At 51.2% G+C, this 13,731-nt stretch carries 12 protein-coding genes; 4 read left to right on the forward strand and 8 right to left on the reverse strand.

Annotation, left to right across the window (positions count from 1 at the left end):
• Positions 1-263 precede the first annotated feature (263 nt).
• From BM258_RS00445 to BM258_RS00470, 6 genes are all read right to left on the reverse strand, one after another.
• Positions 264-452 (reverse strand): hypothetical protein, encoded by a 189-nt coding sequence (locus BM258_RS00445; protein WP_090067756.1) that lies wholly within the window; start codon positions 450-452, stop codon positions 264-266.
• 34 nt (positions 453-486) lie between these two features.
• A complete protein-coding gene (locus BM258_RS00450; RefSeq protein WP_090067758.1) occupies positions 487-1,140 on the reverse strand; it encodes an acyl-homoserine-lactone synthase in 654 nt (217 codons plus the stop codon).
• A gap of 141 nt (positions 1,141-1,281) precedes the next feature.
• Positions 1,282-2,019 (reverse strand): helix-turn-helix transcriptional regulator, encoded by a 738-nt coding sequence (locus BM258_RS00455; RefSeq protein ID WP_090067760.1) that lies wholly within the window; start codon positions 2,017-2,019, stop codon positions 1,282-1,284.
• 497 nt (positions 2,020-2,516) lie between these two features.
• Complete coding sequence (locus tag BM258_RS00460; RefSeq protein ID WP_175527848.1) at positions 2,517-4,418, reverse strand: sensor domain-containing protein; 1,902 nt, start codon at positions 4,416-4,418, stop codon at positions 2,517-2,519.
• A 549-nt stretch (positions 4,419-4,967) separates the two neighbouring features.
• A complete protein-coding gene (locus tag BM258_RS00465; protein ID WP_090067765.1) occupies positions 4,968-5,489 on the reverse strand; it encodes a GNAT family N-acetyltransferase in 522 nt (173 codons plus the stop codon).
• Positions 5,490-5,530: 41 nt separating this feature from the next.
• Complete coding sequence (locus BM258_RS00470; RefSeq protein WP_175527849.1) at positions 5,531-6,508, reverse strand: LysR family transcriptional regulator; 978 nt, start codon at positions 6,506-6,508, stop codon at positions 5,531-5,533.
• 190 nt (positions 6,509-6,698) lie between these two features.
• Between BM258_RS00470 and BM258_RS00475 the strand changes: the two genes are divergently transcribed.
• Complete coding sequence (locus BM258_RS00475) at positions 6,699-7,289, forward strand: flavodoxin family protein (protein ID WP_090068869.1); 591 nt, start codon at positions 6,699-6,701, stop codon at positions 7,287-7,289.
• 181 nt (positions 7,290-7,470) lie between these two features.
• Complete coding sequence (locus BM258_RS00480) at positions 7,471-8,352, forward strand: DUF1499 domain-containing protein (protein WP_090067770.1); 882 nt, start codon at positions 7,471-7,473, stop codon at positions 8,350-8,352.
• A gap of 30 nt (positions 8,353-8,382) precedes the next feature.
• Here the strand turns inward: BM258_RS00480 and BM258_RS00485 are convergent, their stop codons facing one another.
• Positions 8,383-9,294, reverse strand: a complete 912-nt coding sequence (locus BM258_RS00485) for an MBL fold metallo-hydrolase (protein ID WP_090067772.1) — start codon at positions 9,292-9,294, stop codon at positions 8,383-8,385.
• 496 nt (positions 9,295-9,790) lie between these two features.
• Between BM258_RS00485 and BM258_RS00490 the strand changes: the two genes are divergently transcribed.
• Together BM258_RS00490 and BM258_RS24910 are read left to right on the forward strand one after the other, a co-directional pair.
• On the forward strand, positions 9,791-10,342 hold the full coding sequence (locus BM258_RS00490) for a PAS domain-containing protein (RefSeq protein ID WP_090067774.1): 552 nt from the start codon (positions 9,791-9,793) through the stop codon (positions 10,340-10,342).
• Between the two features lie 51 nt (positions 10,343-10,393).
• Entirely contained in the window at positions 10,394-11,554 is a 1,161-nt protein-coding gene (locus tag BM258_RS24910) for a methyl-accepting chemotaxis protein (protein WP_280141739.1), read from the forward strand.
• A gap of 120 nt (positions 11,555-11,674) precedes the next feature.
• Here BM258_RS24910 and BM258_RS00500 read toward each other — a convergent pair whose 3' ends face one another.
• Positions 11,675-13,306 (reverse strand): alpha-D-glucose phosphate-specific phosphoglucomutase, encoded by a 1,632-nt coding sequence (locus BM258_RS00500; protein WP_090067777.1) that lies wholly within the window; start codon positions 13,304-13,306, stop codon positions 11,675-11,677.
• Between the last annotated feature and the right edge of the window lie 425 nt (positions 13,307-13,731).

A 13,731-nucleotide genomic window follows, 5' to 3' on the forward strand; every position in this document is an offset into this window, starting at 1 on the left:
TTACTCTGACAGACTGGCCGTCATCTACTCTATGCGAATGTCCTCGGATGGAGGGGATCCAGTGGGACTGATCGCCACAGTCCGTACTTTTCGCAAGTGAAGGTCTTGTCAGATCTTAGAAAAAAAGCGCCACTTGGGAAAAGTGGCGCCTCAAGTTGTCAGTAGCACCGAGCTACATGAAACAAGTGAATACCTGGGGACATTGGTATCCAAATGTGTTTATTCATTGGGGTTATTGTTTGCTGCTTATCTGAATTCTGAACTTATGCTGTCTTCTGCTCCATGTTGTTGACAAAACCATTGTCGCTTTTAAGTAATTCATCAATTGCCATCCTTAAAAAATAGGACAACATGGGATTACCTATCGCATTTGAACCAAGCATGGCTCGTCTCAGATCGGTTTCAATCTCATTCTTGATTTGAGCCGATGAGTAGTGAAATTGCCCATCCATGCTAAAATCTCCTTTTTAGCCAAGCTCTTCAGCTCTAAGCCGCAACTTCAAGAGGGTCGTTATGAACCCCGTTTTTGTGGTAAAGCGTAGATGAGACCGCCAATTTTGTCCGCATAGCAGCAAGAACCGGCTCAGAAACTTCAAACACACCACAGCAAACAGGGCGTTTGCCATATCCGTCTGCGCGTCCCAACTCCTGAACCTTAACGCCAGCGCGGCGATAGACCAGCTTCATCTGGGGTTCGTAGTTGGACACCATGGTGTGAATGCCATGATCAAGTGCACATTCGCAAAGCGCAAGGAACAGCAGGCTGAATGCACGGCTGGCTTCCATCGAGGGATAGACCGCGTTGATGGCTTCCTGGTCGATACACATACGGGTGCCTTCCCAAATGCCCGGGGCAGAAAGGGAGACCTGATTGGGGAATGTTCTTCTGAAAACATCATAAAGAAGAGTAGGGCCAGTCGTCGGCATCAAACGCATAGAGCCATATAGCTCTGTGCGGTCATCGTTGCACCAAACCAGATATGCTGGCATTTTCTCATCATAAATATCGCGCTCATAGTCACCATCGACTGAAACATCCCAGTCGAGCTGGTCAGAGAAAACCTCTTTGCGCAGCTTGAACATACGGTCCATTAAAATCGGATATTTATGATATTCATGCGCTTCAATTGTCACAAACATCTATTAGCTCCATCGGCAAAACTGATGGCTCTACAATGTTTCAAAACCAATGAAGATGGAATTCGCATAAATGGATGAACACATATAGCTTCGCACATATGTGTTGATTTCATGCCTGGTGGCCCGTCGTGTGCGAGGGGGCTAGGCGCCGATCAAATGTAAGGTGATGGCCTTGGCAACGGCCTGAGACATGTTGGAACAATTGAGCTTGTAGCGGGCTGAACGCATATAGGTGCGTACGGTATGTTCAGAAATGCCCACAATGAGAGCTATCTCCTTGTAATCCTTGCCCTTTGCTGACCAATGCAGGATTTCCAGCTCCCGAGGACTCAGGACCGGCACAGGATCTTCATCGCCAAACAACTCGATGATGGCCTTTTTGTGCAGAACATGGGCAAGCTCCATCCAGTCCTGTCGGAATGATTTGACGAAGCCGGACCAGTTGGTCTCTCCCGCTCTGGAGTTCACCGACAACAAAGCCCGCCGTCCCACCTTATCGGTGATCGGGATAGAATAACCGTACTCTCCCATGCCGTGGACCTGAAATTCGGTCATCATTTCCATGGCTTCTTCAGTCGGTTCAATCTCTGACCAGTCGAACGGCAAGCTGCGTCTGAGGCCTTCTTTGACCACAGGGTCTATGGTGACATAGCTTCTGGTCAGGTAGATAGCGATCCAGTCCGGTGGGTAGGTCGTGCGTACAAAGGGCGCGTCGATCTGCATGTCCGCAGTCACGGTTTGTGCCATATGGTAGGTCACATGACCAAGGCGATAGCCGTCACGCAGTTCGAAAACTGCCTTCTCGACATTCTCGGCCTCTTTGATTTCTCTGAAGATGGTTTCGCGCAGCAGAAGAAATCTGTCGGAAGTTTCGCTCATGGTCCGCTCTCAATTGCTTTCCTAAGTAATCGCAAAATCGATTTATCCGCGCAAGTCCTCTCGTACATATGTGCGAGGTAACTATACAAATAGCAATCATTGAGAGTAAATTATTTTTAATGCACGATATACTTTAGCTATTCTCTGTATTTTTTGAATGCATCTATAGGTAGCATTGGAATTTGTGTGAAATTTTTGAGTTAATGCTCTCTTAACTGATAGAAAACAGCCTACAATGCGCTGAAATTAGCCATTATTTCATTCAAATGAGGCCATTCAGACCGTTAATGGGAAGGAAAGTGCTTGAGCGTAGTGAAAGCTTAAGAGACTGCTGCGCCAGGAATGTTCCTATGCCCCGATGTGCAAAAGGCCCCAGAGGTTGAAATCTGAAGCCTTTTGCAAGCGCATTACCGCTGAAAGGTAGAGTTGATCGCTTGATCGATGGCGCGTTTTACCTGTGAACAAACTCAAGAGAAGAGCATGGGCCGCAGAAAAACTCAGGCCCAGATGACTTCTGCATCCAGAGTTTCCGGCAAACGGGACCTCATCTTGCGCTGATGGCGCGATGTCAATAGCTCGATAAGCGATTCCAGAGGAACGGGTCGCGAATAGAGAAAGCCCTGATACTGATCGCAGTGGTTCATGCGCAACCAGGCCAATTGATCGATCGTTTCCACGCCTTCCGCAACGGCGGAAATACCGATCAGACGGCAGAGCGAGAGGATCAGATTGATCACCGAGCTCTGATCTTCGATCATATTGACGAAGGAGCGATCCACCTTCAGGCTGGAGATGGGATAGTCCTGAATATAGGCGAGGTTGGAATAGCCGGTACCGAAATCATCAACCGCGATGGAGAAACCTGCGCGGCACAGATCCATCAGAATGGCCTTGGCGTCAAACCCGACACCCATGAGCATGCTTTCGGTGATTTCGATTTCCAGTCTGTCATTCGGACAGCCTGTCTTGGCCAATCCTGCGGTTAGCCGATTGACAAAATCTGGCCGTTCAAACTGTTTTGGCGAAATGTTGATGGATATGGGAATGTCATAACCCATGTCCGCAAGCTTTCTCTGGTCCCGTCCGGCGCGATCGGCAATCCAGTCGCCAGCCCGATGGATCAGGCCTGTATCTTCCAGCGCTCCGATAAATTCTCCGGGAAATACCAGCCCCTTCTCTGGATGTTGCCAGCGCATGAGGGCCTCTGCACTGACAACCTTCTGAGTCTGGCAATCGACCCGAGGCTGATAGTAAAGGCAAAATTCCTTGTTCTCCACGGCGCGCGCAAGATCCTTCTCAAGCGCACGCTTGGCAAGGGCTGCGTGCTGCAGCGCTGGGCGGTAGAAACGGTAGGTGTTGCGGCCACTATCCTTGGCTTCATGCAAGGCAAGATCACAATGACGCAAAAGTGTCGGCAGATCCTTGCCATGTTCGGGGAACAGGGCGAGGCCGATACTGGCATTGGCGCTCAGAATATGATCACCCACGCGGCACTCAGCATTGATGGAGGCCAGAATCATCTGACAGCGGTTATCAAGGTCTGATGTCGACGCGTAGGGTTTGACGATGACAAACTCGTCGCCGCCAAGGCGAGCGATCTGTTCGGTTTCGCTCAGAGAAAGTTGCAGCAGGGAAGAAACATGCTTCAGCAGAGCATCCCCGGACGGGTGCCCCAGCGTTTCATTGATCGACTTGAAATGATCAAGGCCGATAACCATGAAGACAAGCCGTTCATTGTCGCGAAATGCGCCTTCGATCATATCCGGATAGTGGGAGTTGACATAGTTGCGGTTATGTAATCCGGTCAACATGTCATAATGGGCAAGATAGCGAACGCGGCTTTCCTTTTCCTTGAGTTCCGTCACGTCGGATTCGGTGAGAATGAAAGCAGGCTGTCCGGTCGGGCCATCAAAACAGGTCATGCCCGTGATTTCGTGCCAGCGTTTGCCGTCCTTTGTCTTGACTTCGCATATCTTGGAGATCGACCGACCCTTTTTGATATTGCGGATAAAACGATCATAATCGGACTTTTTGACAAAGCGCCCGCGCAAATTCAGCGACGCGTCGCCATAGGTTTCAAGCGCTGCCGGATTCTTGTAAAGAGACTGACCGCCCATATTGAAAAGCGAGATGCAAACCGGAATATGATTGAGCGCTTCTGCACTTCTAATCTGTTCTGGCACGCGATTGACGTCAGCTGTGGCCTCGAACCTCAGGCCAAACCGGCCGTCCGGCAGTTCATGGGCGCAAATGTGAATGTGGTACGGGCAGGGCTTGCCTTCCGGATAGAGCGTCCAAAGTTCGCGAAAGGACTGGCCGGACTTGCGGGATGCTTCCAGATATTGCTGCAAACGTTCGACAACGGTCGCGCTGATATCCGGGCTTAGGTCGCGGTTCATAAGCTCTTGGGTGCTCTCGGCCTGCCAAAGTTTGCAAGCAGAGTCATTTGCCCAAAGAAGACGCAAGGTTTCAATATCAAGAACCCACAAAGGGATAGACAGTTGCATTGCATCTGACGCACTGAATACTGCTTTCTCGGTAAATTTCTGGGGGACTCGAGTCATGAGTATTTTCCAACGGTTCTTTATTGTCTGCCTGCATCACCGTGTTTCAGTGATTGCGTTTTTATCTGCGCCCTATATTTGAAATCGAAGAGATCAAACACAGCATAGTTTGGGCGCGCCTCTACCCTCTATTGGTTGATGCAATTAAACGATATCATCAGTAAATAATAATTTAAGTTGCAATTGACAAATAACATATATCGAAAAACGAGAGGCTTTCTCTGCTTTTCCTCTTGGCTCAACCTGTAAAAACTATCAATAAATCAAATTGATCGCTTCTATGGTCATGGTTATCAAATTGATTATTTTATGCAGGCTTGCTTGAAAGGCCGCCTGATCCCTCTTTTCTTAAGAGAGCAGAAACTATAAATGGGAAATACACATTCAAAATGCCAGTTTAATCGTTTGAAGCCCGTCCCACGCCAAATATTCCACATTTACGGGATATCCAAACAGGGTCTCCCGCTTTCTGGCGCCAGGCAGGGCGCCATGGCGCAGATAAAAGCGACGCGCACCGTCATTGCCAATCAGGACGGAGAGACTGGCAGTCTGCTCGCCTCGCCCGGCCAACTGCGTCAATGCGGCCTCCAAAAGCTGCGAGCCGATGCCAAGGCCGGTGCATGATGGGCGACAATGAAGGTGATCAATAAAGGGGGAGGGGCGGCACCATACGGAAATGAAGCCGACAAGCGCCGCAGTTTCGGTGTTGATCGCCAACAGCACAAGATCCCGGGCGCTGGGTCTGCATTTCTTCCAACTGTCGGAGATATCTGCCGTCAGACGGTCGCGTATATAATGTGGAGGCAGAAAAGACCGATAGGCCACCGCCCAGCTCTCCGCCTGCAGCGCGGCGATGGCTGGAAAGTCTGAACGGACTGCTGGGCGAAGCGATATTTGTGGCTGCATTGAACGGGCCGTATCAAACTGGCAAACAGCAAAGCTTGCCTTTATGCCAACGCGTCGGATGATGCGCGGGGCGATTGGGCTTTCGCTTTTGTATCCGCTACCAATCTGGCTTCATTCTCTAGCTTGATACGCTGGAGTGCTTTTTGGCAGGCTTCGCTCGTTTGAGGCAGGTCGCGAGCAACTGTCTTGATCAACTCGCGGAACCACTTGTGTCGTGGAGAATGGCGATTGCGAATGTGCCAGACCATGAAAAACTCGCTCGGCGCCAGCTCAAGGGGAGGGTCAACCCATGCGAGGCCACGGAAGATCGAGTCTGCGAGGCGCGAAGGCGCTGTGGCCAGCATGTTGGTTCCGCGCACAACCATGGCGGCGGAAGAAAAGTTCGGTCCCAGATAGGATACGTTGCGAGAGCGCCCAACTTCGGCAAGGGCCTTGTCGACGGACGTGCTTTCGTTGCTATCCCATGAGAGGATCGCATGGTCGGCGCTGCAAAAATCATCCAACCCCTGTGGTGCTTCCCGCACGGTGGGGTCGTAATAGGTCAGCATGCGGTCTCCGCACAACTTGCTGACAACCAGATCAGTCGAGTCCTCCGGCGCATAGGGGCAGAGCTCCAGATCGGTGAAGCCCGTTTCGAGCGGATTCCGGATGGCCATGTTCAGTTGATAAGTCTTGAGCGAACAATGGGGGGCTTCCTGCTTGAGCCGTTCGAAAATTGCCGGCACCAGCAAGTCATGCTCATAGTCATTACAGACAATGGAAAAGCGGTCGCTGGAGTTCTGGGGGTCGAAAACGGCCTGACTATAAAGAGACTCGATGCCCTTAAGAACGGAATCGATATCGCCCATCATCGTCTCGACCCGCTCCGTTGGCACCATGGCGCGCCCTACCTTCAGAAACAGCGGGTCACCCAGCATGCTGCGCAGCCGGTCAAGAGAGTGGCTCACCGAAGACTGGGTCACCCCCAGAAGTCTGGCCGCCTCGGTTACGGAGCGGTGCTCATGGATCAGTTTGATCATGTAGAGCGAGCGTCCGTCGAGCGATAAGTAATCGATATTCTTCATCATAGCTATTAATATAATGCATTTGAAAACATTTTAACAATTCTTATTTTCGGCGAGATCAAACTAATCGTCTGTTTTTTTGACGTGGTGAGCCAATTTCAAGATTCCCATGATAATGGGCAAGAAAAAAAGGAAAATTATGAAAATGACCGATGTCCGCGAAGCGTCCGTCGTCGTCTTGTATCACAGCGGATACGGACATACTGAAGCTGTAGCCAAATCTGTTGCCAAAGGTGCCGAGGCCGTTGACGGCGTGTCGGTTCAGCAGATCAAGGCCGATGATGAAAACCTGAATTGGGAAGCACTGGCAGATGCGGACGCCATCATTTTCGGTAGCCCGACCTACATGGGTTCTGTTTCCGCACAATTCAAAACCTTCATGGATGCAAGCTCGAAAGTCTGGGCTTCCATGGGCTGGAAGGATAAACTGGCCGGTGGCTTTACCTGTTCTGCGTCGCAGTCTGGCGACAAGCTGAACACGCTGATCCAGCTTGCTGTGTTTTCCGCCCAGCATGGCATGCAGTGGATTTCTACCGGCACCCTGCCTGGCAATAATAGCTCTCAGGGATCCGTTGAAGATGTGAACCGTCTTGGCTCCACTCTGGGACTGATGGCGCAGGCCAATGCAGACCAGGGAGCTGATGTTGCGCCTCCGGCAGCAGACCATCGCACCGCCGAGCTTTATGGTGCTCGCATTGCAGAGGCTGCAAAGCGCTGGAATGGCCTTGCTGGCTAAGACGAAGCTTGACCAGCCAAAAGGCGAAAAATGAAAAGCAATCAAGCAGGGACGCCTCTGGCTCCCTGCTTTTTTCTTGTGATTGACGATTGGGGCAATTGAGATTGCCTCAAATCGGTTCTAAGCTGCGGCAGATTGGTGTGGCTTGGCACAATTACGAATAGGGCTGAAGCGGTAAGCTATGGCAGGAATTTATAAATTCAAAACCTCCCGGCTTGCTCATCGGGCGCTCTGGTTTGCCAGACTCTCCATTCCCGTGGCCATTCTGTCCTTTCTGCTCATGCGGTTTGGCGGTTTGCATCCTTCGATCGCTCTTTATTGTTTTGCAGCGTCGGTCTGTCTGGCGCTGTTGTCCATTCTGACAAGCTGGGTTGCTTTCCACGCCATCTGGTTTGATGGTCAAAAGGGAGGCCGGGCACTGTGGGGGGCATTTTTGCGCAGTCTGGTGGTGCTTTTGCCCTCGCTGGTTTTTGGCTATTTCTATTTCACGCTGCCGCCTTTTTCCGATCTTTCCACCAATCCACTCGATCCACCCGAATTTGTTGCTGCCTGGCAAATGCGGGGCGATTCCGACAATGCCTTGTCCGTGGCTTCGCTGGATATGCGAGAGCGGCAGGCGCTGGCTTATCCTGCTCTTAAAAGCCAAAGCTACGCACAGTCAGTCGCACTCATGCAATTGGCGGTAGCTGATGAATTGGCAAAGAATGAATGGCAGATATTGCGTGCGGAAGAACAGAAGGAAGAAGACGGTAGCGCATATTACGAAGCCTACACACGGTCCGTCTTTACCGGATTGCGCTATGTGGTGAGCATCCGCCTCAGTCCCGCCGGAGAAGATGAAACCAGACTTGATATGCGTTCCGCCTCACTGTGGGGCCCTCGCGACTTTGGCATGAATGCACGCAGAATTCTGGGCTTCATCGCAGGCATTGAAAGCCGCTTGGACACCAATGCGCAGCGCTATGAACTCAAGTTGGAAGAAATTGAACGATTGCGTCGCCTGCAAAGGGGGCCCATTCCTCGCCCCAAACCGGAGAATTTGGGTCAGAGCGCCACGGGCTAGTGGGCCCAAATCTCAAGACCTCTGACAGGATTACACCAACTGATAGCGGGCTGAAAGGGTCGCTTCTGCATCCATACACCGCACGATTCCCCGCGCTACGAGATATTCCATTTGTGCAAACATGGAGAGCGCTGCGGCCCCATGCAATGACGGATCAACATCTTTGTAAACTGTGGTGACCATGTCCGGGATGGTGTTCTCGCCGGCTTGAAGGCGTGCAATAAGGGCTTGCTCGCGCTTTTCCCGGTGAGATTTGAGACCGGCAAGGAAGGCATGCGGGTTGGTAATAACGCCACCATGTCCAGGCCAGTAGTGCCGATCCTGTCGCAGCATCAGCTTGCTGATGCTATGCATGTAAGACGCCATGGAGCCATCTGGCGGCGCGACGATTGAAGTCGACCAAGCCATGGCATGGTCGCCGCAAAATAAGCCGCTGTCATCCGTAAAGCCAAAGGCGAGATGATTGACCGTGTGCCCTGGTGTGTGCACCACTTCCAGCGCCCAGTCATCGCCCTGCACAAGATCTCCATCGCCCAAAAACCGATCGATGTCCAGATTGGCATCGCCTTCCGCATCGAGCGGATTGGCTTCATCCCTGTGAAGAGGGCGTGTGGGGCGATGGATACCTTCCGCATAGACAGGGGCACCACACCGTTCCTTGAGAAGACGGGCTCCGGGTGAATGGTCCGCATGGCTATGCGTAATGAGAATATGTGTGATCGTTTCTCCGGCTGTGGCTTGCATCAGGGCATCGATATGCTGCCGATCGGCCGGGCCTGGGTCGATGATCGCAACCTTTCCATGTCCAACAATATAGCTGTTGGTGCCCATGAAGGTGAAAGGGCCAGGGTTGTTGCAGGTCACACGCCTGACATCGGGGGCAAGCGTTACGGCTGTACCGTAAGCAGGAGAGAAATCCCTGTCGAATTTAAGGTCTGCCATTTATGAGATCCTGCTGGATGTGCTGCAAGCGGCTTGGCTGGTATGAGCCTACTTCGGCGCAAAGACAAAATATCAAGAATACCAAAGGTTTTCGGCCATCCCGACGTGTTTTAACACTTATATGACAGCCAGAGGATCGCATGCAAGAATAGGAAAAAAGAATAGTATAGAAGAAATGTTTTTGAGCAAATATGATTATTATGAAGTGTAAATGGATTCTTATACTCTAATCCTGTGGAAATTAGGGAATTGTGAAGTAACTTTCGTTGCAAGAAAGGCTTGCGTAACCCTTTGTTTGCTACGTTGAATTACATAGTTTTCCACGCATTAATGTCGAGAAATGGCTAAAAATATAGGTAAATCAATTAATTTCTACCGTTTAGTCAATATTAACCGGCTTTAAGTGAAACTAACCATGCTAATATTGCCTATTGAATAAATTGGGCAATATTGTCGGATTTGTACAGTATTACTATAGTAAAAAGGCTTCTGACCCATGTCTGTTGAGCAGTCAGTAACTGGTGTAGAAAGATTCTTTGGTGATGACGACATCATCGTCAGCAAGACCGATTTATCGGGGCGCCTGACTTATGCAAACAAGATATTCCTCGATATTTCCGGATACAAAGAAAAAGAAGTCCTGGGCAAACCGCATAATCTGATCCGCCATCCCTATATGCCAAGGACCATCTTCAAACTTCTCTGGGATTCCATCGAGAGCGGCCACGAGATCTTTGCATATGTCAATAATCGCTGTAAAAACGGCGATCACTACTGGGTTTATGCACATGTGACCCCCAGTTGGAACAATGAGGGCAAGGTCAGCGGGTTCCATTCCAATCGGCGAGTGCCAGATCAGGAAATACTTCAGAATCATGTGATCCCGCTCTATGAGAAGATACGCACCGCTGAGAAATCGGTTACCAACCGAAAGGATGGACTGAAAGCCGGCATGCAGGTCATCGATTCGCTTTTGGCTGAAAAGGGCCTTCAGTATGATGAGTTTATCGCAACTTTGGGGCAGAAAAAGAGGCGGGGCTACCGCTGATAGGTGAGAATATCATTATCAAGCGGTTTAATGTTCCGGAGGAGAAACCAGATGGTTTTTGTTAAGAAGTCCGCTTCCATCAGAAAGGCGATGGAGGTTTGTAAGGCGGTCGCAGATGGCGATTTTTCCGTGCGCATCACGAATATCGATGACAAGGGAGAAATGGGCCAGTTGATGCATGCGATCAATCAGATGATCGATCGCTCCGACGCTTACATCCGGGAATCAAAAGCCTGTTTGGACTATGTGTCGCGCAACCAGCATTTTCGCCTGATCGCTGAAAAAGGCATGGTGGGTGATTTTAAGCGTGCGGCTGAAAGTATCAACCGTGCAACATGGAAGATCAAGCAACGCCACGACCAGTTTGATGAAATGGGTACCAGATTCGAACATGAGCTGGACCACATCGTCGAAAGCATGACCGGCATGATTTCCAATCTGCAGGGGGCATCAAAGAAAGTGTCTACCGCCTCTCATGGCGCACAGGAACAATCTCTGATCGTGGCGTCCGGGGCCGAGCAGGCCTCAGCCAACATGCAGTCTGTTTCAGAAGCTGTCGAGCAGCTCACCGATGCCATCGCGGAAATCAACTCGCAGGTGGTCAATAGCAGTAGCATCGCACGTCAGTCTGTTGAGAAATCGCATGATATGAGTGGCGAGATCTCCAGTCTGGCAACAGCTTCCCAGCAGATCAGCGAAGTCGTCTCCCTTATTTCCGATATCGCCGCGCAAACCAACCTGCTGGCTCTGAACGCCACCATTGAGGCTGCGCGTGCCGGAGAAGCTGGCAAGGGCTTTGCCATTGTGGCGCAGGAAGTCAAGAATTTGTCAGCCCAGACCGCCGAGGCAACGGAGCAGATTTCGGGCCAGATCAGCGGGCTGCAACAGGCGACAGAACGCGCGGTGCGTGCGAATGATGATATCTCCAAGACGATTGAACGGGTGAGCGAAATTTCCACCGCCATTGCGGCCGCCGTCGAGCAGCAAAGTGCATCAACACGGGAAATTTCATCAAACATCGAAGAAGCCGCGGTCGGCACGCAGGATGTCAGCCGTGGTGTTTCCGAAGTCAAGGAAGCAACGACGATTACGGAAGAAACCGCCAAGGAAGTGCTGGCAGTTTCCGAAAATCTGGTTCAACAGGAAGGCAGTCTGGCCAACTTACGCGAAGAACTGGTTCGCTTCATGGGGGAAGTGCGCAAGGTGGGGTGAACCACCCTGTGACAATCTGCATGGATAGAAAGAAGGCGGCCCCATATCGGGAGCCGCCTTTATATTTTGAATCTTGTTCGTCTTGAGCACCAAAAGGGCTGCTCGCCGTTTCTCTTGAGATCAGGTGATCACATTGGGTTCTGTGCGGCCGATGCGTCCCTTCAGATCTGTCAGTTCCAACATGGATTCGACCAGCGGCTTGAGAGCCTGTTCCGGTGGCATGCTGTGGTTGCCGTGTGTGTCCACATATTGTTCCAGATAGACGCGCAAGGTGGCGCCGTCTGTGCCCGTACCGGATAGGCGGAAGACAACACGCGCATTGCCCTCAAACCAGACGCGAATGCCTTGACCACTGCTGACGGATCCATCCACTGGGTCATTATAAGAGAATTCGTCGGCATTCTTAATCGTGAGAGAGCCAAGTGTTTTACCAGCGAGTTTATCAAGTTGACCGCGCAGATCATCCATCAACTGGTTGGCTGCATCCATGGGGATGGCCTCATAGTCGTAGCGGCTGTAATAGTCGCGACCATATTTGGCCCAATGCCCTTCGAGAATGGTTTTTACCGGTTGACGGCGTTCGGCCAGAATATTGAGCCAGAGGAGAACGGCCCAAAGCCCGTCTTTCTCGCGCACATGGTTAGAGCCGGTGCCTGCGCTTTCCTCGCCGCAAATCGTAGCCATGTCAGCATCCAAAAGGTTGCCGAAGAATTTCCAGCCCGTTGGCGTTTCAAAACATTTGATGCCCTGCTTGGCCGCCACGCGGTCGCAAGCAGCACTGGTCGGCATGGAGCGTGCCACACCGGCAAGCCCATGCCGATAAGCCGGAGCCATATGGGCGTTTGCTGCCAGAACGGCAAGACTGTCAGATGGGGTGACATAGATGCCGCGCCCGACAATCATGTTGCGGTCGCCATCGCCATCGGACGCAGCGCCCAGACATGGGGCCTTTTCCGACATCATCAGATCCATCAGGCTTTTCGCCCAGACCGGGTTGGGGTCTGGATGTCCGCCGCCGAAATCTTCGCTCGGCTCGGCATTGAGCACGGTGCCTTCTGGCGCTCCGAGGGCACCCTCGAAAATGGCCTTGGCGTAAGGGCCGGTCACAGCATGCATTGCATCAAACACGATGGTGAAGCCGCCCGCAATCAGGTTGCGAATGGAAACGAAATCGAACAGAGAGGCCATCAAGTCCTTATAGTCCTTGACCGGATCAATGACATCGACGTCCATTTCGCCAAGCTTCTTGCTACCGATGGAGCCCAGATCGACCATTTCATTCTGCAGGATCTTGTAAGACGTCAACGAGCAGGTCTGCTCATAGATTGCCTCGGTGACATTTTCAGGAGCTGGGCCACCGTTGGACACATTATATTTGACCCCGAAATCGGCATCAATGCCGCCCGGATTGTGGCTGGCTGAAAGAATCAGGCCACCGTCTGTCTTGTATTTGCGAATGAGGTTGGATGCGGCTGGCGTGGAAAGCAGGCCATGCTGGCCAACGATCACCTTGGCTGCGCCATTGGCTGCGGCCATGCAAAGAATGACCTGAATTGCCCTGCGATTGAAATAACGTCCGTCACCGCCAACAACAAAGGTCTTGCCTTCAGCGCCACCAATAGCATTGAAAACGGATTGGATGAAGTTTTCAAGATAGCCGGGTTCCATGAAGACCCGTGTTTTCTTTCTGAGTCCAGATGTTCCCGGTTTCTGGCCTGAAATAGGTTCGCAGGAAATGGTCGATATTTTCATATTGAAGCCTCCAGGTCAAAGTTACCAGAACATTACTGGTGTATCTGACCAATAAACATAGACATGGATCAAATGCGGATAGCAAATCTGCATTTTCAAGTTTTGTGTCGTAAAAATGGACTCAGGTGATCTGTTTAACTATTTAATATAACGTCCTTTTTACGAAGTCCGAAAAATGGGTTGTTTTCAAAAGAATGAACACTTCTTTAGTCGAGAGTCTCAATGTTGCCCCTGATCGGCAATGATAGTTGCACGGTAGCACACATGCCCCCCGATTAAAAAGGTTGCCTGATTTTTGATTGGTCGCCTCAGGCAATAGAACCGAAACCAGCAGGCAACAGGGCGCACTAAAGTGCAACACTGTACCTTTGGCGGCTGAATAAGGGAAAGGGGAGTTTACGAGGATCCGTGGAACCGCAGCACAC

This window comes from Cohaesibacter marisflavi (assembly GCF_900115225.1).
Taxonomy (GTDB): domain Bacteria; phylum Pseudomonadota; class Alphaproteobacteria; order Rhizobiales; family Cohaesibacteraceae; genus Cohaesibacter; species Cohaesibacter marisflavi.